At 61.4% G+C, this 19,236-nt stretch carries 25 protein-coding genes; 12 read left to right on the top strand and 13 right to left on the bottom strand.

The window, feature by feature from the left end:
* The first annotated feature begins 458 nt into the window (after nucleotides 1-458).
* On the top strand, nucleotides 459-1,127 hold the full coding sequence (locus IIE29_RS16335) for a hypothetical protein (RefSeq protein WP_209326355.1): 669 nt from the start codon (nucleotides 459-461) through the stop codon (nucleotides 1,125-1,127).
* A gap of 117 nt (nucleotides 1,128-1,244) precedes the next feature.
* On the opposite strand, the gene IIE29_RS17275 is transcribed toward IIE29_RS16335, so the two are convergent.
* From IIE29_RS17275 to IIE29_RS16320, 3 genes are all read right to left on the bottom strand, one after another.
* Nucleotides 1,245-2,006 carry an endonuclease domain-containing protein gene (locus tag IIE29_RS17275; RefSeq protein ID WP_425491482.1) on the bottom strand — a complete coding sequence of 254 codons (762 nt, stop codon included), beginning with the start codon at nucleotides 2,004-2,006 and terminating at the stop codon, nucleotides 1,245-1,247.
* Nucleotides 2,007-2,112: 106 nt separating this feature from the next.
* The gene (locus IIE29_RS16325) at nucleotides 2,113-2,622 is read right to left on the bottom strand and encodes a hypothetical protein (protein WP_209326353.1); all 510 of its coding nucleotides are present in this window, start codon (nucleotides 2,620-2,622) and stop codon (nucleotides 2,113-2,115) included.
* Nucleotides 2,623-3,038: 416 nt separating this feature from the next.
* Complete coding sequence (locus tag IIE29_RS16320) at nucleotides 3,039-3,416, bottom strand: hypothetical protein (protein ID WP_209326352.1); 378 nt, start codon at nucleotides 3,414-3,416, stop codon at nucleotides 3,039-3,041.
* A 230-nt stretch (nucleotides 3,417-3,646) separates the two neighbouring features.
* On the opposite strand from IIE29_RS16320, the gene IIE29_RS16315 reads away from it, so the two are divergent.
* The 3 genes from IIE29_RS16315 to IIE29_RS16305 all read left to right on the top strand — a co-directional run bounded on the left by IIE29_RS16315 (nucleotide 3,647) and on the right by IIE29_RS16305 (nucleotide 6,304).
* Nucleotides 3,647-4,072 carry a LexA family protein gene (locus IIE29_RS16315; protein WP_137826651.1) on the top strand — a complete coding sequence of 142 codons (426 nt, stop codon included), beginning with the start codon at nucleotides 3,647-3,649 and terminating at the stop codon, nucleotides 4,070-4,072.
* Nucleotides 4,062-5,348 carry a Y-family DNA polymerase gene (locus tag IIE29_RS16310; protein ID WP_209326351.1) on the top strand — a complete coding sequence of 429 codons (1,287 nt, stop codon included), beginning with the start codon at nucleotides 4,062-4,064 and terminating at the stop codon, nucleotides 5,346-5,348. Before IIE29_RS16315 ends, IIE29_RS16310 begins: the two co-directional genes overlap by 11 nt.
* Nucleotides 5,349-5,614: 266 nt before the next feature.
* Nucleotides 5,615-6,304: an SOS response-associated peptidase gene (locus tag IIE29_RS16305; RefSeq protein ID WP_137210826.1), complete on the top strand. Its 690-nt coding sequence runs from the start codon at nucleotides 5,615-5,617 to the stop codon at nucleotides 6,302-6,304.
* A 59-nt stretch (nucleotides 6,305-6,363) separates the two neighbouring features.
* Here IIE29_RS16305 and IIE29_RS16300 read toward each other — a convergent pair whose 3' ends face one another.
* A complete protein-coding gene (locus IIE29_RS16300) occupies nucleotides 6,364-6,591 on the bottom strand; it encodes a hypothetical protein (protein ID WP_023164785.1) in 228 nt (75 codons plus the stop codon).
* Between the two features lie 529 nt (nucleotides 6,592-7,120).
* On the opposite strand from IIE29_RS16300, the gene IIE29_RS16295 reads away from it, so the two are divergent.
* The 4 genes from IIE29_RS16295 (at nucleotide 7,121) to IIE29_RS16280 (ending at nucleotide 9,209) form a co-directional block, all read left to right on the top strand.
* Complete coding sequence (locus IIE29_RS16295) at nucleotides 7,121-7,720, top strand: hypothetical protein (protein WP_209326349.1); 600 nt, start codon at nucleotides 7,121-7,123, stop codon at nucleotides 7,718-7,720.
* A gap of 122 nt (nucleotides 7,721-7,842) precedes the next feature.
* Complete coding sequence (locus IIE29_RS16290; RefSeq protein ID WP_209326348.1) at nucleotides 7,843-8,178, top strand: hypothetical protein; 336 nt, start codon at nucleotides 7,843-7,845, stop codon at nucleotides 8,176-8,178.
* A 127-nt stretch (nucleotides 8,179-8,305) separates the two neighbouring features.
* A complete protein-coding gene (locus IIE29_RS16285) occupies nucleotides 8,306-8,707 on the top strand; it encodes a hypothetical protein (RefSeq protein WP_209326347.1) in 402 nt (133 codons plus the stop codon).
* An 85-nt stretch (nucleotides 8,708-8,792) separates the two neighbouring features.
* Nucleotides 8,793-9,209 carry a hypothetical protein gene (locus tag IIE29_RS16280; RefSeq protein WP_209326346.1) on the top strand — a complete coding sequence of 139 codons (417 nt, stop codon included), beginning with the start codon at nucleotides 8,793-8,795 and terminating at the stop codon, nucleotides 9,207-9,209.
* Between the two features lie 32 nt (nucleotides 9,210-9,241).
* Here IIE29_RS16280 and IIE29_RS16275 read toward each other — a convergent pair whose 3' ends face one another.
* On the bottom strand, nucleotides 9,242-9,808 hold the full coding sequence (locus IIE29_RS16275) for a hypothetical protein (RefSeq protein ID WP_137210821.1): 567 nt from the start codon (nucleotides 9,806-9,808) through the stop codon (nucleotides 9,242-9,244).
* A 139-nt stretch (nucleotides 9,809-9,947) separates the two neighbouring features.
* Here IIE29_RS16275 and IIE29_RS16270 point away from each other — a divergent pair, with 139 nt between their 5' ends.
* From IIE29_RS16270 to IIE29_RS16255, 4 genes are all read left to right on the top strand, one after another.
* Entirely contained in the window at nucleotides 9,948-10,214 is a 267-nt protein-coding gene (locus IIE29_RS16270; protein ID WP_209326345.1) for a hypothetical protein, read from the top strand.
* 285 nt (nucleotides 10,215-10,499) lie between these two features.
* Nucleotides 10,500-11,024, top strand: a complete 525-nt coding sequence (locus IIE29_RS16265) for a hypothetical protein (RefSeq protein WP_209326344.1) — start codon at nucleotides 10,500-10,502, stop codon at nucleotides 11,022-11,024.
* Between the two features lie 41 nt (nucleotides 11,025-11,065).
* Nucleotides 11,066-12,025 (top strand): helix-turn-helix transcriptional regulator, encoded by a 960-nt coding sequence (locus tag IIE29_RS16260; RefSeq protein ID WP_209326343.1) that lies wholly within the window; start codon nucleotides 11,066-11,068, stop codon nucleotides 12,023-12,025.
* Complete coding sequence (locus tag IIE29_RS16255; RefSeq protein WP_209326342.1) at nucleotides 12,022-12,882, top strand: hypothetical protein; 861 nt, start codon at nucleotides 12,022-12,024, stop codon at nucleotides 12,880-12,882. Before IIE29_RS16260 ends, IIE29_RS16255 begins: the two co-directional genes overlap by 4 nt.
* A 15-nt stretch (nucleotides 12,883-12,897) precedes the next feature.
* On the opposite strand, the gene IIE29_RS16250 is transcribed toward IIE29_RS16255, so the two are convergent.
* The 8 genes from IIE29_RS16250 to IIE29_RS16215 form a co-directional block, all read right to left on the bottom strand.
* Nucleotides 12,898-13,137: a hypothetical protein gene (locus IIE29_RS16250; protein WP_209326341.1), complete on the bottom strand. Its 240-nt coding sequence runs from the start codon at nucleotides 13,135-13,137 to the stop codon at nucleotides 12,898-12,900.
* A gap of 194 nt (nucleotides 13,138-13,331) precedes the next feature.
* Nucleotides 13,332-14,279 (bottom strand): hypothetical protein, encoded by a 948-nt coding sequence (locus IIE29_RS16245; RefSeq protein WP_209326340.1) that lies wholly within the window; start codon nucleotides 14,277-14,279, stop codon nucleotides 13,332-13,334.
* Nucleotides 14,273-14,821: a hypothetical protein gene (locus IIE29_RS16240; protein ID WP_209326339.1), complete on the bottom strand. Its 549-nt coding sequence runs from the start codon at nucleotides 14,819-14,821 to the stop codon at nucleotides 14,273-14,275. Before IIE29_RS16240 ends, IIE29_RS16245 begins: the two co-directional genes overlap by 7 nt.
* A gap of 11 nt (nucleotides 14,822-14,832) precedes the next feature.
* Nucleotides 14,833-17,649 (bottom strand): AfsR/SARP family transcriptional regulator, encoded by a 2,817-nt coding sequence (locus tag IIE29_RS16235; protein ID WP_209326338.1) that lies wholly within the window; start codon nucleotides 17,647-17,649, stop codon nucleotides 14,833-14,835.
* The gene (locus IIE29_RS16230) at nucleotides 17,649-18,074 is read right to left on the bottom strand and encodes a pilus assembly protein TadG-related protein (RefSeq protein ID WP_281389175.1); all 426 of its coding nucleotides are present in this window, start codon (nucleotides 18,072-18,074) and stop codon (nucleotides 17,649-17,651) included. Before IIE29_RS16230 ends, IIE29_RS16235 begins: the two co-directional genes overlap by 1 nt.
* Nucleotides 18,071-18,502, bottom strand: coding sequence for a TadE/TadG family type IV pilus assembly protein (locus tag IIE29_RS16225; protein WP_137210806.1), 432 nt, complete (start codon nucleotides 18,500-18,502; stop codon nucleotides 18,071-18,073). The genes IIE29_RS16230 and IIE29_RS16225 overlap by 4 nt, the downstream gene beginning before the upstream one ends.
* A complete protein-coding gene (locus tag IIE29_RS16220) occupies nucleotides 18,499-18,912 on the bottom strand; it encodes a TadE family protein (RefSeq protein WP_209326336.1) in 414 nt (137 codons plus the stop codon). Before IIE29_RS16220 ends, IIE29_RS16225 begins: the two co-directional genes overlap by 4 nt.
* The gene (locus IIE29_RS16215; RefSeq protein WP_209326335.1) at nucleotides 18,888-19,148 is read right to left on the bottom strand and encodes a hypothetical protein; all 261 of its coding nucleotides are present in this window, start codon (nucleotides 19,146-19,148) and stop codon (nucleotides 18,888-18,890) included. The genes IIE29_RS16220 and IIE29_RS16215 overlap by 25 nt, the downstream gene beginning before the upstream one ends.
* Nucleotides 19,149-19,236 lie beyond the last annotated feature (88 nt).

The following is a 19,236-nucleotide window of genomic DNA, read 5'->3' as shown; positions in this document are numbered from 1 at the left end:
CGAGGCCTCAGGGAGGCTGCGTCTGCGAAAAGTAGGCGTCCTGTCTCACCCTTCAGCTAGATGTGTTCTAAGGCTGTGGTTATGGTGATTGTGGTGACGGGAGATCATCGTTCCAGGTCAAGTGGCATAAATGGCCGATTTTGGAAGTGGTGAGCAGGGGTGCCTCTCGGCTGCCACTGAAGGGGCATATTCCCAGGTCAAGGCATGTAAATGGGTGCTCACCACTCGAAGTGGTGAGCGAGTGGTGATTTTGTGGTGATTCAAGCGAAATCACCACAAAATGGCGAAAAGTAGGCGTTTCGAGGAGACTAGTTTTAGATACCGTTTGATGCATCTAGATGTGTACAAAGTTTTATGATGCTTTCGACTGCTCTTCTACATTATGAGAGAAGTATGTTGCGGTGTGATGCCATGTCGAGGAGTGCCGTGAGTGGTGGTATGTCCCTACGCTTGTACATATGAGCGGCAGCCGGCGGTTTCTTTTCGACGAGTGGGAGCGTGAAGCCGAATCCTGGTATCAGGGTCATGGCTTTGCGAGGACGCGCGTTGCCGAGAAGATGGAGCCAGCTGGTTGGGCGGCGTTGTGGGCAGGGTGCGATATCGCTACGGCGCATCCTCAGCTGGACGATCTGAGGTCAGTAGCTGCAGCCCATCGCGGCAGTAGCGATTGGATCGATGTGGGCTTCGCGCTGGCTGGCCATGAGCTCGCATGCTTCAAAGGGGTACTTCCCCAGTCCGAGATCCCTCTTGTCATCGACCTCTCGGTTGCAGAGATCCGGAAGGCGCTGCAGGCGGCACGATCTGGACATGCTGAGCCGAACCGTGGCGTTGTGCAGTGGGCGCTCGAGCCGGATTCGTTGCCGGATAATCCGTACCTGCGATTGCTTGAGGTGGTGTCGCTTTTGAGCCAGTGGGAGAAGGCCCACAAGCTGCTGCGGGCGACCATGGACTCTTGGCTGACGCGAATGGCGTGGAGGCAGGGAGTGCCGCTGACGAGTTTGGCAGACGCCGCGGGGCGCCCAGCGGCATGGGTCCGCCATAAAGTTGGGGGCACTCCCCCGCCGCAGCCAGTGGTCACTCTCGATTGGTGGCGAGGCGAGAAGCAGCGTCGAGCGCGCTCAGGATGAGCCGCGGATCTCCCCGGTCAGCGCAAAGTTGCGCCAATTGCTCCAGACTTCTGAGAAGGGCACTGACGGCCCGAAGAGTGTTGATGCTGATTTCGCGCTACAGAGTTCGTTGGGGCTCTAGGTGTGGTGATTGGGGTGGCGGATCTGTCCTGTGACTGGAGGCGAGTTCAGATACTCGGCGTAGGGACATACCGAGAGGTGGAGGCATTCGTCGACGTGGCGATTGCAATATCGGCACAGCAAACCGCGCACATTCCCTGTGGAATGGTCATGATCGATGATCGATCCAACTTCGTTATGGCAGATTGAGCATGCCAGCCCCTGGAACGCGATGAGATCAGCATAGATCTTCGCGAGCTTCGCGGATCTGTGATGGATCAGAGGATCGGTCGGCGGCCAAATCGGGAGCTCTGGTCGGCAGCGAAGATTCTCCGGGACTAGCTCAGAGGGAAAGTCCAAGTGTCTCGGCCGAGGAACACGGAGAGGTGAATCGGCATGGTGATCTACGCAGATGAACGCCTTCGTTCTCGGATCGAATAGGTGATACCGGCCATCGAACCCTTCTCTGGCTTCGATCTCGGTCGGCGTCCGATCGCGATCACGAGGAGGAATCGGACAGGGATGCAGACTGATGCGAGCAACGGCCTGGTCGAATTCGCAGCCGCGGAACTCACACCGGTTTGAGTACCAGCGAAGCCCATGATGTTGGACCCAGGACCGCCGAGCGGGTGGCAAGTCGGAAAGGGCGAGGATGGGTACATAGGAACGCCCGGTGAAGCGGCGGGGATTCGCCCTGCTCACGATCTTTCGCGCAGTGCCCGGGGCGATTCCGTAGGCGGCACCAACCGCTCGGGCGGAGAGCTGATGCTTCTCGGCCATCCAAGCGATTGCGGCATCTGTGATCTCGTCGGATCTGAATGGTCGTGGCATGGAGGGTATCCCAACAGAGTCGGCCGTCGTTGGCAGGAGTTCGGTTCTAGTGGCTTCAGAGACAGAGTTCCCCTACTGAGGAGTCCTGATCGGGTGTGGCTGTCAGGAACTCTGTGGGGTGGAAGGTGGGGAACTCATCGCCGAGCGCAGCTTGGAGAGGGCGAGTGAGTGGTGTGTAGTTGCTTGCTGTGATGAAGCGGCGGGCGTCGACGGCGGCGATGGCGTCGGCGCTGAGGTGCCAGACCGTTGACCAGAGATCCTGCCATTCTGGGTTCGATGAGATGAGCTCGGGTCCGACCCACTGTCCGCGGGCTTTCAGTGCGTCCCCGGCGGCTACCGCTGGCTCAACTCCGGCGCGAAATGCTGCTTCCCAGGTGTTGTCCCACGGCGATTGTTCACGCCGGTCATATGCGGTGTTCCAGGCTTGAGTGCCCGTCGCAAAGCGGAGCTGCGCTCGGAAGTCGTCGTTGTCGAAGCTGGCGATCGTGCGAGCTTCGGAGAGCGTGAGGTGGGCGATCCGCTCAAGGAGGTGTGTGGCCTCGGGTGTTTCTGGTGTCCCAGCCATGGTGCCGTCCTTCGGTGGGGTGATTGTGCTGCTTGGAGCTCACAGGATACGGCGTGGCTCTGACATGCTGTCCGGTGTCCTATTGCGGTGGGGCTGTGGTGCGGGTTGACATTCGGGTGTGCAAGATTTCGAGGATCTTTGCGCGGTCTTCCGAGCAGAGATGTTTGGTTGCAGAGGCTTGTTCGATGTCGGCCAGAGTGGTCGACGTAATCCGTTGTTGGGCGACCTCATCGGCCAGTCTGATCAGCTCAGGAAGACTCTTCATGTCTTCGATCTTCCCAGAATCCTTGCGGTGATGTCGGTCGTCATTGCTGCCCACGGCGGACGGCCCGGGCGTTGATCTTCTCTGCCCGGGCGATTGTTGCGGCGAAGCTGGTGGGGTCGAGGACCCAGGTGGTCTCAGGCATCAGTGCTCCTCACGAGCAGTCGAGTTCGGGCCGATCCTTGTAGAGGATCTGAACGGCGCCAGCGAACGGGATTCCGAAATCAGCCAGCGGACCGAACGCAGCGTCTTCATCGTCGGAGCCTGCGATGTAGGTGACATATCCGCCGTAGTAGTAGTTCCCGTCGTCGTCATACATGCGGAAGCGCACCCGGTGTGAACCGGACTTCTGGACGATTTCGAGAAGGTGATCGTCGGCGTTTGAAGGACCGAGGCGGCCCTTGCTCCGGCCGTTTTCGATGCGGTCTTCAGTGATCACCCAGGCGTATGTTGCGGCGGTAGCGTCGATGCTTCCGTCGATCGTGGGGATCCAGGTCTGCTTGACCATTCCGAGCGGGGTGGTGGGTGTCATCACTGCTCCTTAAGCTATGTGACATAGACAAATATAACCAATGATATATCGCTGCGCAAGCGGGAGGGACATACCACTCCGCGCGGCGAGGTGGAGGCCTCTTGGTTGATATAGGCCACCAGCCTGCGCGGGTCTGACATGACTCTTGCGAATCCTCCGCCCCTCTCGTGGTGGTCACAGGGGAATGCTCTACAGTATTAGAACTGAAGTTCTATTGATGGTGGTGTGTGATGACCTTGACCGTGCTTCCCCTCAGAGCGCGCACTCCCCTGCAGCTCGTCTATCCTCTCGAGGCGATTCGAGCAGGATTCCCCTCTCCGGCGCAGGACTACGCGGACTCTTCGATCGACCTCAACGAGGTGCTCATCGCCGACAAGACGTCGACTTTCATCGTGAGAGTGGCTGGTGATTCGATGGAGGGTGCCGGCATTTTCGACGGTGACGAGATCCTCGTCGACCGGTCACTGGAACCGAGGTCCGGTGATGTCGTCGTGGCCGTCGTGGATGGGGAGCTCACACTCAAACGGTTGATCATCGATGCTCGCGGTGCCCACCTCGAGGCAGAGAACGCTGCCTATCCCCCGATCTATGTGTCTGAGCTCTCGGAGCTCTCGGTGTGGGGCGTGGTTACCTACGGGATCCGCCATGTCCGATGATCGAACGCAGCAGATTGCCCTCGTCGACTGCAACAGCTTCTACGCTTCGGCGGAGCGAGTCTTCGACCCCACGCTCGAGGGCAGGCCTGTCGTGGTGCTCTCGAACAACGACGGATGCGCAGTCGCGATGTCGGCTGAGGCGAAACGCCTCGGGATCCCGATGGGCGAGCCGTGGTTCAAGCTCGAGCCTGATGCGGCCCGACTCGGTCTCGTGGCGAGATCATCGAACTACGAGCTCTACGGAGATCTCTCCTCACGAGTGATGGAGTTGCTTGGCCGGTTCTCGGCTTGGCAGGAGGTCTATTCCATCGACGAAGCATTCCTTGGTCTCACCGGCACCCTCGGCGAGCTGGGAGACACCGGTCGATCAATGAAGGCTGCTGTGGCCAGGAATGTCGGCCTTCCGGTCTGTGTGGGAATCGCGCCCACCAAAACCCTGGCGAAGATGGCCAACAAGTGGGCGAAGACCGTGCCCAGCTTCGGCGGTGTGTGCGTGTGGGAGCAGGTGCCGGCAGATGACCGCCAGGCGCTCATGCGGCGGCTTCCGGTCACGGAGATCTGGGGTGTTGCTGGTCGGCTCGGCGCCCGCCTCGCGGGCCTTGGTATCTACACGGTCGCTGACCTTGCCGAGGAGGACCCGGCAATCATGCGCCGGCGCTTCTCCGTTGTCCTCGAGCGCACGATCAGGGAACTCAACGGTGTCCCGTGCATCGCATTTGAGACGCCGAAAGAGGGCAAGGACCAGCTGATCTTCTCGAGGTCGTTTTCGAAGAAGATCACCGAGGTGAATGAGATCCGCCAGGTCCTCTCGATCTACGCACAACAGGCTGCCGCGCGGCTGGCGCGTCATCGGCAACAGGCCAAGCAGCTGCTTGCTTTCGCGGGGACATCCCATTTCGTCGCCGCGGCCGATCGCCACCACCCGAGCGTATCCGTTCCACTCCCCGTGCCGACTGCCGATCCCGTCGACCTCACCAAAGCTGCGTTGAGGATCCTCCCCGAGATCCGCCAGGGCGCCCGCTACGCCCGGGCCGGAGTCATCGTCACAGATCTCTCCCCCGCTGGGGTGCAGCCAACGTTGCCGGGGTTCACCTCGGAGATGGAGGCCAAGCAGATCGCAACCATCATCGACGAGGTGACGACCAAGCTCGGCCGTGACAATCTCGGCCTTGGATTCGGCGGGCTGAAGTCAGGGGTGGACTGGCAGATGGCCCGAAACATGCTCTCGCCGAGGTGCACGACTCATTGGAGCGAGCTCGCTATCGTCAGGGCCTGATCCGAGGGGCCGGCGCTGGAGATGTCAGAGCAGCGTGATAGATCTGAGGGCATGTCGACTCTTGGCCCCTATCAGGACCCCGCCGTACGTGAGTGGTTCGATTCTCTGCCCAACCCGGACTACTGGGAGAACTGCCGGCGAATGGGAGAAGAAAGCCTGGCGCGGGCGAGAGCAGAGCATGCGGCGCAACGCGGAGAATAGCGCGCACAGCATGTCGACTGAAAGCTGCCCGTGACTGTTGGCCGTAGCCATGGGAGACTGCGAGCATGTGCGGACGATACACGCTGGATGTGACCTCAGCCGAGCTTGGACAGATGCTCGACGGCGATATGACGGTGGAATGGACCCCGTCATGGAACATCAAGCCGACTCAACGAGTGCCGGTCTTTCGCGAAACAGTATCGGACGATGGCGAGATCCGCCGAGTCGGTGATCTCGCACGCTGGTCGCTTCTCCCTCCCTGGGCGACTGAACCAAAGCTGAAATTTCCCACGTTCAATGCCCGCAGCGAAGGATTGGCCGCGAAAGCGACATGGCGCGGCCCTATCAAACGATCAAGGGCGATTCTCCCCGCAAGCGGCTACTACGAGTGGAAGACGGACGGGAAGGTCAAGACACCGCACTACATTCACCTCCCCGAGGGCGAGCTCCTGTTCTTCGCGGGATTGTATTCGTGGTGGAGGCCGAAGGGCTCGGACGATGAGTGGATGCTCACCGCGACGATCATTACCCGGCCCTCGTGCGGGCCTGCTGGGGAGCTGCATGATCGGGCGCCCGTCGTTCTCCCGGCAGATTTCGTCAATGAGTGGCTGGACCCTCTCACGGAAGGCGATCAAGGCCTCGTCGACGCCGCAGTCTCGGCAAGCACGCCGCAGATCGAAGCTCTCCAGTTTCATGAGGTCGGGAAGATCAGCGGGGACATACCAGAACTCACCGAGCCGGTGGCCGACTCTTGAGCAGTCGGCGAGGTCGACCCGAGCCCCGAAGCACGATCTGCAACGCCCACGGAAACAGGTCACGAGGGGGCGATGAGCGTGTGCAGGGCAGAGGCGGCTGACAGTGCTGCGGTGAGCCCTGTGATGATTCCGGCGAATCCGGCTCCGCCGGCGCTCCACCCGTTCTCGATGCAGGTGAGCATCGCAATTCCGCCTGCGGCGGCTCCGAGTACGCCGGCAACGATCAGAATGACGGCGGCGCGGAGGGTGAGCAATGGGGCCTTGGGCTCTGGAGGCTGCGAGGTCATGAGCGATCCTTTCCTGCGGGTCCACTTCAGAATGCCCTGCGATCGCGTCCGCCGCGAGCGGGCGGAATGGTAAGATTAACCCGCCAGTCAGTTAGCCATATAAGCTATATACAGGCGGGTTAATCCATTGGGGTTAGTAAGCAAAAGTTCTGTGGAAAATCTTTCGGAGGCGTTCGGGATGGAGACGAAGCGGCAACGTCGTGAGTGGGCGCAGAGAACAAAGACCTGGAGCGGAGTCAAGACGTCAGCGGAAGCTGCCACGGGAGTGTTGGCGGACTATGTCGATGACGTGGCGAGTCCTGTGCGGTTCCGGCGAGGACTTTCATGTTTGTCCGTTCGAATCGCCGACCCTAATGTGTCGGACCGGAATGCTCCACCACGTGACCTGAGGCCTCCTGCCACCAGGTTGATCACTTCTCGTGGCATTGCGCTGCAGTTCGCGCTCATCGCGTTTGCTGTGACACAACAAGGGAATGCGGATCTCCCGATCCGTCCTCGGAGTGGGGATGCTAGGGGGTGGACGGACCTGGTGGCCTCGCCTGTGCTGGAGAGCAGGGATGGGTCTGGGATCCTGCGTGGCATCCCAGAGAAGAAGCGGCAGCAGATCAAGACCGCACTGAAGAGTATGAGCGGGGCCGGGCTGGTGCATCTTGGCGCCAGTGGGAGGGAGTATGAAGGGTTCCAGCTCTACGAAGAGTCAGGAGTTGCCGAGCGAGGTGACCTGATTCCTTACAAGCCACCAAAGCGCAAAGAGCCAAACGTGTTCAGTCTCCCCCGGGGGTTTATGACCAATGGGTGGGTTCATGTGCTCACTGACAGCGAGCTCGCGGTCGTCTTGATGCTCTCGTGTCGAGTGTTAGCGCATGAGGGTGCAGAGCCTGGGTTCGTATGGTTCGAAGCCAGTGATCGGGTTCTTCACTACGGTCTCGGGCGGGAATCGTTTGGGCCTGCTCTCAAACCGTTGGAGAAGCTGGGCCTGTTGGAGGTGCGAAGCATCAATCGGCACCCGGACGGGCATGTGATCGGATTCTCGACGGACGGGCTGGACGCTCGTCCGCATCGACTTCGATTGATCAAGGAAGGCTTTGACGAACCTGCCTGGCAGGTGGCTGCCGAAGTATTTGGCTGATCGCCGCCTGGTGATTTCAGCCTAACCGTGGTCGACGACGATGGTCTGTCCCCAAGGGGTTGCGCCTCAAAGGGAGTGCATTTAGACTCTAAATACACAAATCATCGAATGAAGGAGTCGAAGTGAGTACTGCAGCAGAGGTGATCCGTTCGCAGATCAATCCCATGGTTCTGATGAGCCTCGGTGCGAGTGAGCTCGTGTCCACTGAGGCGAATGAGGGCAGGCCAGCGCTGGCCTTCTGGGCGAGGATCCTGCCATTCAACGCGAAAGGCAAGCGGCTGAGCCGCCCAGCGAAAATGCGGGTCTACATCGAACTGACACCCGCGGATCTCTATGACATCACAGTGGTGCACTCGAAGGCCGGCGAGTACGGGGTTCACTTCGAGATGGAAGGTGTGGGCGCCGAGGACCTCAATCGAGTATTGCTCTCGCTCGACTCGGATGGAGATCGGGAGTAAGAGCGAAGCGAAGCGGCACCCTGGGGAGGGTGCCGCTTCTACACAAATCATCGCTATGAGGGCGATGTTGCTGGGTATCACTCCAGCAGAACCAGACTACCGAATGACCAAGCTGAAGGGGAACGTCATGGCAAGAGTTCAGGCCTCGGAGGAAATGCTCTCCCGGCGTGTGAGGAAAGGCATTCGAGTAGATCTCGAAGCAATGGATCTGGCCAAGGGTGCCTGGCTATGGGCTTATGAGAACCGGGTCACCGATGCCCCCTCGTTCGGCGACTGGGTGAACGAGGCGATCGCCAGGCACCACGGCGCCGATCCGGTCGAAGGGAAGAGCTCGAGCGAGTGGATGAGCGCGCGCATGTATTGGATCGACAAGGACAAGCTCGATCTCCTCGGGGATAACGCCGGTCGAGTCTTCCGTGGTGCCGTCGCCGCGGCCGCCGAGGAGATCGTCACCGAGGCGCGGACTCGGGGCGTGGAGATCCGGCCGCTCGCGGGTCGACTGCCATCGAAGGTGTGGCGGAAATCTTGATGAGTGCGCGAAGAGGGGTTGCGTGCCGCGAATTGTGCATTTAGACTCTAAATACACAGATCATCGAATGCAGGAGGGACATACCATGACCGGAGGCAAGGCACCTGAAGACATGACCCTGGCCGAGCTCGAAGCAGAGCTGGCTGGCCCGATCGAGCGTGACCGAGAAGAAGTGGTCTCGGCCTCCTACTATGCGCGGATGGATGACCTGCGGGCGCTGACGGTTCGTGCTGTTACTGAGTTTCTGGGGGGCTTGTCGCAGGATGACTTCGACACACTCGTGCGCCCGATCCTCGACGAAGATGAGTATGGCGCCGAAGACCGGGCAGTGATGCGGGAATATGCGGCCCAGGCGGCTGTGACGGCCCCCGACGCCGACGAGCTTCTCGCCGAGCGCAAGCGCCAGGAGCGCGAGCGGGTTCGCGCAGAGGAACGTCAGGCACAGGCGGAACATGATCGCGAAGTCATCCGCCGAGCGCTGGGACCGAGACAGGGCGAGTGAGATCTCGAAATATCTCTGGGGCTCGGGTGAAGCTACGGCTTTGCCCGAGCCACAAACCATTTATCGGCCCTCTTGGATGCAGGGTGAGATCTCGTTTGCACCCAATCGGCCATGGCTCCGGCTCCCTCGCGTCCTTCAGGGATGCCCCGCAGATCGCCGAGGTCCGCGGCGTGCGTGATGAGCCCGTGTGAGGCTCCGGCAAGGAGCTTTCCGGTATAGCCGATAATCAGGCAGCCGGGTGGTGCTGCATGCTCCCAGCGGCCAGCTTCTTGCCAGCATGATCCGACGACGAGGATCTCAAGAGCAGATTCCCTCAGCCCCAGGTCGATCGGATCGAGGAGAGTTTCAGTTGATCCGAGGCAGAGACTCCCTCGTGAGCCATGGGCGTCGATCAAGGTCGCAGCGCACTTCTTTATCGTGGATATGGCTGGAGCGAGTAGATCGAGCGAGTCGATATCGAATGATGCGAGTTCGGTGCCGAGCTTCTTTGCGTGCTGCTGTGCTGCGCAGTGGATGTGGTTGCCGGGCGCTTCGAGATCGTAAGTCGACGATTCCCTGTCTTCGCTGAAAGGCAGAGAGAGCAGTCCATGAGTGCACATGGTGGGAGGCTACCTCAGGGGGTCACCGGCTGCGTATCAGTAGAGCTGGGAGGGGGACATACCAGGCCGGTCGCAGGGCTCATCGAAGCCGGGTGCCCATCCGCCTGCAATCTGATTAGAGGTCGGCACAGTGGGAATCATGGATACCAAACCACTGGCACAGGATCAGTTCACTTGGCTCGGCTTCATCATCGTGGCACTCACGCCGGCGTTCCCCGCTGACGTGCAGCCGGCGATTGGCAGCGTGGGGCAATTCGTTGCGGCAGTTTCGATCATCAGGCTCCACCTCGGAGACGAGGCGGCGGCCATGGTGGGGCACCGCTTCAATAAAGGTTGTCAACGACAACAATTAACGATAGAGTGGGGATCAAAGTTCATAGAGGAAGGGGGTGATCCCCATCGATAAGCGAGTGAAATCGCTCATCAAAGCCCTGGAAGGACAAGGGTGGCGGTGCAAGGAATCCCGCAAAGGCTTCATGTGCTATCCACCCGATGTGAATCAGACACCAGTCGCGATCCACAAGACACCTTCCGACTCCCGCTGGTACAAGAACACCTTGAGCCAGCTGAGGCGCAGGGGCTTCACGGAGTGAATCCGGCGGGGTGTTGGTCCGAGAATCGGGCCGGCGCCCCGGCCGGTGGCCTCTCGCATATCGATCGGAATTGCCCATGACACAAGGAAGGAGCAGCAATGACTAGATGGCATGCAGCAGTCACGTTCACCACGGCCGGAGGATTCGGTGAGGACGAGGCGCTCGAGGCCCTCGACGCGCTCGTCGAACACGGTGCTGCGGTTTCGCCGGCAGCTGATGCTCGAGGCGGAGAAATCGCATTGAGCGTCACGGCCGAGTCGGCGGTCGCCGCCGCCGTGGAGGCCGAGCGGGTCGTGACCGGCGCGGTACGTCCCCTGGCGGGCGCGGTTGACGTGGTGGCGATAGAGGCCTCCACAGAGGAGGCCATGGACCGGCGGCTGGCGGAGCCGATCTTCCCCGATGTGGTTGGCTTCGCGGAGATCGCGGACATGGCGGGGGTCACCCGGCAGCGCGCTCGCGCATTCGCGAAGATCGACGGGTTCCCTGCCCCGGTGATCACCACGGCGCAGGGAGCCCTCATGACTCGGGCGGCGGTGGCCAGGTGGCTGGAAACGCGGTCGACGCGGCCCGGTCGGCCTCGGAAAGCAGCGGCCGAGGGTGCGGATGCCTCGCCGTTAGAATGAGAGTAGAATTGCATATACGCAAACGTTAGGAGGTGGCAGATATGGAAGCAGCAGCGATCATCAAGAAGATCCGTGCCATGAGCGGGATCACCAGGAAAGAGCTGGCGCAGCTTGCCGATGTGTCGCCATCTACGATCAGCCGCATCGAACGCGGCGAGATGGATCCCACCTGGGGCACGATGCAGAAGATCTTCTCCGCCACGGGATACCAGCTCAACGGGACCTCCGTGGTCTCTAGCGGGGACACCTCGGCGATCCAGGCCGCGAACGTCTACCTCGAACCGCTCCTCAGGCAGGCTCTCGCGCCGATGGCTGGCACCGTCCGGGCAACGGCAGCGTCCTCGGGGAACGTGCTGACTGAGGCGGCTCGCACGGCAATAGGATCCGCCGCGGGGAAAGCAAGCTCTGCTGTGGCGGCAGCGGTTGCGGAGGCCGTGAGGGAACCCATGAGGGCAGCGGCGTCCCCGGCGGTCCAGGAGCTCCTGTCGAATGTGAAGATCCCTACCGGTGAGTGGGCTGATCGGTGGAAGAGGACCGGGTGGCTGAAAGACTCGGCTGGAGTCGATGATCTGGTGGCGATCGCTGTGACTGCCGGCAATGCTGGGAAGGTTGCCAGGCGTCGCGGTGCCCGGGTCCCGGTCGAGATCCCGAAAGGATGGCGTGACCTCGTCGACCGGCTGGAGGAAACAGGCGTGGACTATGCCGTGTCCGGGATCGTTGCCACTTGGGAGGACCGATCTGATGCGCAGGCAGGTGCTCCGTTGATCTATGTGAGCGATCCCCGCGGCGTGGCTGAGCAGCTCGGGTTGGAACGGGCTCGGCCGGGGCGGGGAGTCCTGCTCCTGGAGGCCATGAGCGGTGAACTCGACGATGTCGAGAACGAAGGCGGCATCCGGTTCGTCCCGCGGTCGAGGGCTCTGCTTGATGCCTTCTCTGGCCCCGGTCGGGATCCGGACAAGGCGGAGGATTTGCTCCGAGCGATCTGGCAGGACGCATCATGAGCGGCGATTTCGACCTGATCGATCCGGGCACAGTGCTCTCCCGACGAGCGCTCATCGATGTCATTGTCGGCTTGTCCGAGCACCTGGAGGCCCTGACGGTATTGGGTGGCCACGCAGTGATCGAGATGACCTGGCATCTTGATGCTCTGCCGGTGCCGGACACGACTCAGGACGGGGACCTCGGTGTGGCCCCGCAGCTCCTTGCTGACAGTCCCCTGCTGTTCGAGAAGATGACTGAGCTCGGTTTCGAAGCTGCCCGACCCGATCGTCCGGGTATCTGGTCTCCGATCGAGCAGAGGGACCTACCACCGCACGAGCGGGCGAGCGTGGATCTCATCGCCCCGCGGGCGGTGGCGGCAGAGAACATTCGGCGGCCGATTCGAGCGGCCAGGGTTGGTGCCCACGGTAAGCATTCGGTGTCGGCCACTGAGGGGACCGAGCTCAGTCTCCTCGATCGCAGTTCGAGGGTGCTGCGTTCCTTCGATACAGGCCCGAGCGTGGAGGCCTACGTGGCGGGGCCCACGGCACTGCTGTGTGCGAAGGCGTACAAGCTCCACGACCGAATGGATCCCAGCGAGTTGAGCCGGAACCGTGAGCGACTGCGCCCCAAGGACTTCGCGGATGTCTACCGGCTGTTGCATGCCATATCCGGCGAGGAAGCAGCGAGAGTGTTCGAGCAGGGGGCGGCTGACGAGCGCATCGGAACGGCGGTGGGCCTCGGCCGCGACTACCTCATCGAATTGTTGCGGGGTCCCTCAGCTGTGGCCGGGCCCGTCGCTGAGTCATGGGCTGCGCCTGAACTCGAGGACGAAATGACCGACCGTATTCGTTTCTGGCTGGAGCGTTTCCTGGGGTAGTTGGCTGCTCTCTGGTCAGGAAGCGTGCTCGCCCTTGGCCAGAGCCTCGCGGGTGCGCTTGATCCTTACAGAGATCACGCCCTGCTTGGTGTCGAGAACGTCAGCGATCTCCGTCTGCAGATGCTCCTTCTCGTACTTGAGGATCTTCAGATCGTGTTGCCACTTGGCCTCCTTGATCTGGGCGTCGAGCTCCTCAATATGTGCCTTCGAAGACTTCAGGTCTTCCACCCAGTCTTCGGCGTCGAGTGCGGTCATGGGTCCTCCTTCCTGACGAGCAAGTATATCTGCATATATATCTCATCGTAGCCCTTGCTGCACTGCGACGCACACGATTCAGGGACATACCATTTTCCTGCCATGAATGGCACAGGCGGCCAGGGTTCCCTGGCCGCCTGTGCGTGGTAGGTCCCTGGCTCGAGAGTCGCTGCACTCGAGGAGGGGACCTACCATCAATTGACGACGACGGTCTGTGCCTCGGTTACGTGCATCGTCTCCGGGTCCGAGGTCAGAGGTAGCGTGATCGTGCCTCGCATTCCCCCGCCTTCCCATTCGACCTTCCAGGTCGTTGTTGCGGTGACCTCGTACTTGCCCGACTTCATGTAGTTGTATCCGCAGTCGGACGGTGAGTCACCGGTCATGCCCTTCTTCCAGGGGGTTCCCTTGCCGTTACAGCGCACGGCTTTCCCATCGCCCATGGACCACTTGTAGGATCCGACCTTGGCCTTCAGGTTCACGGTGATGCCTTGGTCGCTCGCGCTGGCTTCGGCGGGGCCTGTGGTGTTGTCGGCGGGGTTGGATGCCCAGAGCCAGATCGGCATTCCGACGATTCCCTGGTCCTTAGGCACATCGCTGGTCTTGGGGGCGATGCCGACGTCGATCGGGGAGAGCTTGAGCTTCGCGAGAGCTTCCCGTGCGAGGTCTTCTGGGTTGACTGGTGGGAAGGATGAATCGATGACCTCGTCGGGGTCTTCGTTGAAGGTCGAGGATCCGCCGCCGGGCTTAGTGCAGGTGTACTCTTTCAATCCGTTGTTCTTCGCCTGCCATTTGGCCTTTTCTTCGGGGGTCATGTCATCCCAGTTATCGGGTTTGGCAATGTCCCCGGTTTCCTTCACGTAGCACTGGCGTTTGTGTGACCATCGGCCGTCGCCGGTTGCGCAGGGAATGTCTTTGCCGTTGTAGACGCAGGTCGACGAGCTGGAGCCGCCGGCGTTGCCGTCGTCGTCACCGCCACCGCCGCCACCACCACCGCCGCCACCGTCACCGTCGCCAACTGAGCAGTTCCCGAAACGGTCGCATTGGCCGGGCTCGGCTGAGGCGGGAGTCGGGCCGTAGGCCACTCCCAACGCGAGGAGCAGGACGGCGAGAGCAAGGAGAGCCGTGAATTTGTGGGTCAGCATGGCTTATCCCCTGCGCTGTCGTATTTGACGACCATCCACTTGTCCTTGACCTGGTCGAATTCGACGGTGTAAGTCTTGACCGCCTTCAGTGGAATCTGGGCTTTCACCTTGACATCGGAGCCGTCAGAATTGTGCAGTTTCACCTGGGTGGTGTCGACACAGACTTCGGCGTCGACGGTCTTTTCCTTCACGTCGACATCCGTGGCTTTGTAGTCGTTGAGAACCGTCTCCCCCGTCCCAAATTGACCCTTCTCCTTGTACTGAGCGCCGAACTCCTTCTCAGCGTCAGCGACATCACCCTTGGCGTAGTCATCGAGTGGGCTTAGATCCTTCCAGCCGTCCTTCGCGACTTCATCGAAAGACTTGTGCATGCCCTTGATGGCTTCAAACGCCTCGTCCTGGGCTTCCTGGGCTGGATCTGCTGTCGGAGTAGGTGTAGAGGCTTCTGTCGGCTTCTCGGTGCTGTCTCCGCCGTTGCAGCCGGATAGGACGAGGGCGGCCGCGACGGTGATGCCTGCGAAAATTCGTGTAGGGGTGCGCATATTTCTCTCCTTCAGCCGGCATTCCGGATCTGGTCGATGAGTTCCTCGGTCTCGTCGGTGAGGTCGATGTCGACGTCGGAGTCTTCGTTGGTCAATGACTTGATGATCTCAGCCACCTTTTCACGGTTGCCCGCTGCGTGCTCAATCAGTAAGGTGTCTCGCCACAAGAACTCGTGTTCAGGTCCGACCATGCGTGCGGTCGCGAGGGCAACACGAGCGGTGGCGTAGTCCTTGGTCCGCAGGCACCTAGCAGCGATTTCATGAGCAACGTCGGTGAGGGTCTGGATGATCTCTTCGCGCAGAGGTTCCGCCCAAGCCCACGATGAGCCGAACTTCCGCGCGGGTGGCAGCCCACTGATGGGTGGTCCTTCGACGAGGCGCATGGCCTGTGCCAGGCGTGCTGTCGGCGTGTCTGCGATCGATTCTCCGATGAGGCCCTGGACGACCTGCCAGTCGGTCTGCACGTCGGGGTGGAGCCGGTACATATCGGTGGGGTTGTAGCGGGGAAAATTTGGGGTTGCGTCGTCGGCCTCGGCGAGCCATTTCCGTAGCTTTGAAGAGGGATCGTTGAAGCGACCATACTTGCCGTCCTGAGGGTCGGCTTTCGGCCACAGTGCGGTGTGGATGTTCTCCCGCGACGCTCCTGGGTGGGTGGCGAGGTAAGCGGCCATCGCGGTGCAGATTCCGATGCTCGAGTTGCCTGCGGAGACCGGTTCCGGGCCCTTGGCGCCGATGATGCGGACTTGGCCGAGAATCCTGACGACAGGCATTTTGGGATGGACCCGGATGATATCGGCCGCGAGGGAGTCTTCGGGAACCTCCTCGGTGATTTCCTCCGGCGGGGTCGGCATCTCCACGACGGTGATGTCCCTGCTCTCTCCCGTGTTACCGGTAGCTGATATGGGCTGTGCAGTGGAGTCCGCTGGAGCGTCTTGAGTAGGAGCTTCGGGAAAGGCGATGGGAGCGAAGATATCCGGGGTAACGGACATCGTTGTGGTCCAAGTCGGTCCAGGTTCTTCGGTGAAATCGTCGGCGGTGATGTAGAGGTCCCGGAGAGCGTCGTACTGGTCGGGGCTGATCCTCTGCGGATTGACGCTGATCCCGGCGGGGTCGAGGCTGGCGGTCTCTTCTGTGACAGTCAGTGTCCATCCCACGCCGAGAGGCGTTGTCGACGCGATCGCGAGGCCCGTCCGTGGCAGCTGGCCGACGAGGCCGGCAAGCTGCTCGGTCTGAGCTGACGACAGCTCGGTGGCGATGAAGACAATCTCTGGAGACCAGGTGTCGGGGGCCACTCCGCGAGTACGGGCATCGGCAATGTCGGTGGCTTCGTCCTCGGCCAGTGCAGCTTCGGCATCGGCTTTACGGTTGGTGAGGATCTTGATGAGCTGGTCGACGTCGGAGAGGGTCCGGCACTTGTCGGGTCCGATGATCTGGGGTAGGTCGGTGTCCATGCCGACGAGGGTGATCTGGAGGTCATCAGCCCAGGGGCTAACCCCGAGCTCGAGGCACAGTGCCAGGAGCACGTTGGCAGCGTCCGGGCCGACGATGTTGAGAGCTCCGGTGGATTCGAGGTCGACGAGGACCTGGCCGCCTGCTTCGTCGATGCCGATGGTGGACATGGTTGGCCAGGGAGCAGGGATCTCGGCGTCCTCGGCGAGGGTCGGGGTGTCGTCGGTGGCTACCACCCACGCCGTGCCGTCCTCGGCGGTCTTGCGCATCGGGGCGGGGAAGTCGGCTGGGTCGGTGAGGTAGAGCTCAACGCCATCGGTGGACAGACGGCCGGCGAAGGGCGCCGGCATTGTCTTACCTGCCGACCGGCAGTAGTCTGCCAGCCAGCGCAGGGTGGTGTCGATGTGGGCGATGGTGGCGGGGTCTTCGACTTCCCGCAGTTCACGTTCCACGCTTGATGCTTCCAGCGCTGGTTGTGCGACGCGCGTGCCGGGGGTTCTCTTCGCCCGTTGTCTGCGGCGCTTGGCGGCGAGTACGCCGATGAGGCCCGCGGCGAGGAGAGTCCCCACACCGGCGGTGGTGACAAGCGACGGTGACAGCGGGGCATCATCGGCCTCGGTGGCCTCCTCGGCCGCGGGGGCTTCCTCCGCGGCATCGTCGACCGATGACGGATGCGGGATGGCATCTGCTCCTGGGTGCGCATCTGGGGCAGTGTCCGGTGCCGGCTCCGGTTCCTCGGTGACAGGTGCTTCGACTTCGACGTCGGGCACAGTGAGGATCTCCCCGGTGTGGATGATGTCCGGGTCGGCGAGATCGTTCGCCTCCGCAATCTCGGGGTACCGGTCAGGATCTCCATATTTGCTGTCGGCGATCTTCCACAAGGAATCACCGTGCTCGATCGTGTACTTCTGGTCCTCCGTGACCTTCTTTGCCTGAGATCCGGTGTCGGAGTCGGTATGAGCGGCTGCGGTCACTGAAACCGGTGCGACGTTGACGGGTGCTGGCTCGGCAGCCATGGCTGCTCCCCCACCGAAGAGCGCAGTGATGCCGATGGTGATGGCGCTGAGAAGAGACGCAGCAGCTTTTCGCTGCACCTGCAGCCCCGGGATGGTGGGGATCTTGATCTTGGTGAATGCGGAGGGGATCTCGATGAGGATGGCCAGGGCGAAGGTTGCCCAGGCGATCCACCCGATGGCGGGCAGAATCGTATGGATGAGCAGCCCGCCGGTGTAGTCAGGATGGATGATCGCGGAAACAAGACCCCCGGCCGGAACGATGTTCGAGGAGAAGAAGGCCAGGAGGATCGGCGCTCCGATGAGGATGAGGAGCGTGGTGATCAGCGCGGCAAGGCCGCGGGCGATGAGTCCGAGGCGTTTCATCAGTCTTCTCCTGGTGCGACGAGGCGGGCAGTGGCGTGACCATCGACGGGTAGTGATTTGATGCCGATGGCAGTGAGGAATACGGGTTTGTAGGTGCCGGTGGTGGTGACGGTGACCTCACGGCCGGTGACGGTGACTTCGCCTTGATAGCCGGCCACCGAGATGTTTTTCTCGGCGGCGTTCTGGGCGCGGGCGAAGCCGAGATGGATGTCTCCGATTTTGGATGGAGAGTAGTCGAGCGCATTCGCTCCTGCCCGGGCGGCTTCACCGGCGACGGCCTCGGCACGGTTGGCGGCTTGGAGTTTCCCTCCCGTGTCGACGCTGACGCCGACGAAGAGGAACGCCGCCATGACGATCATGAGGAACCAGGGTGTTGCACTCCCCCGGTCCTGCTCCTGCTTCCGAAGTCGATGTGCTCCGCTCATCGTCGTTGCCTCCACGGATCAATCGGGCTCAGCCCTGTGCGGGTGAGGGTGTGCGATCCGGGCAGCGCAGGGATGCCTGTGAGATCGGCGAGCTTCACACTGCACGAGACTGTGGCTTCGACGGAGCCCGTGGCGCCCAGGGTGGTGGTGAACCCTTCGACGTCGACGGATACTGACATGGACTCGCACACCAAGGAGGTGTTGCCCAGGGCGATACGGGCTTCATTCTCAGCGGCGATCTTCGCTTGTTGTGGGGTCCGCTCGAGGGAGGCGGTACGTGCGGCGGCATCGGCGATGTCCGTGACCGAATTCCCGGCTTGAGCGTTTCGTGCCGCGAAGAACAGGATCCCGATCACCGCGATGATCACCGGTGCGAGAATGACGAGCTCGAGGGATACCGAACCACGGTCAGTTGGCTGTTGTCTCACGGTGCCGTGGTCCTCTCCTTCGGGCCGCGGACTTCGCTGGTCACCGTCGAGATCTTCCCTGGGACGAACGACATCGAGCGGCCGGTGATGCGCACTGTCACAGTTTCACCGGTGACGTTGACGGAGACGTTTGAGTCTTTGAGCATCGTGGAGTTGTCCTGCAGGATCTTCTGAGCTGCCGCGGTGCCTGAAGCTTCGGACCCTTCAAGTCTGCGGGCATCGGTGAGCGCGGCCGATGATGCTGCGTGGGCGATGGATGATGCCTGACTCCACACGGCGATGTGGAAGATGACGAGCAGGCACAGCATGATCAGAGGTGCAATGATCGCCATCTCCATGGTGATCGACCCCTTGTCGCTGTTCTGTCTGCTCGTCACTGTCTGCATCACGTCGGGATCTTGTTGATCCATCCTTCGATGATGGGCTGGAGCAGAGCGATGATGGCGATCGCGATAACGGCGATACCACCGATCCAGATGATGGCTTCGAGGGTGGTGAAGCCTCCCTGTGGAGCAGCCTTCATCCGCTGATGAGCGAGAGCTGCTCGCTTGAACACTCGAGCGAGTGCGTTTTGAACGACACCGGTGGGGTCGGCGATGAGGGCCAGGAGGAAGGTGCCGAATGGGCTCCTGGTGTGCTTCTTCACGGGATTCTCCTTGTGTGTGGTGACAATCACGGCTGTCTTAGTGTCACATCTAGTGGGTCTACAGAGCTGTCTATGTATATAAGCGAAG

This window comes from Brevibacterium renqingii (genome assembly GCF_017808095.1).
GTDB classification, from domain to species: domain Bacteria; phylum Actinomycetota; class Actinomycetes; order Actinomycetales; family Brevibacteriaceae; genus Brevibacterium; species Brevibacterium renqingii.
The sequence above is the reverse complement of the archived record's forward strand: the minus strand, read 5'-3'. Positions and strand labels throughout refer to the sequence as shown.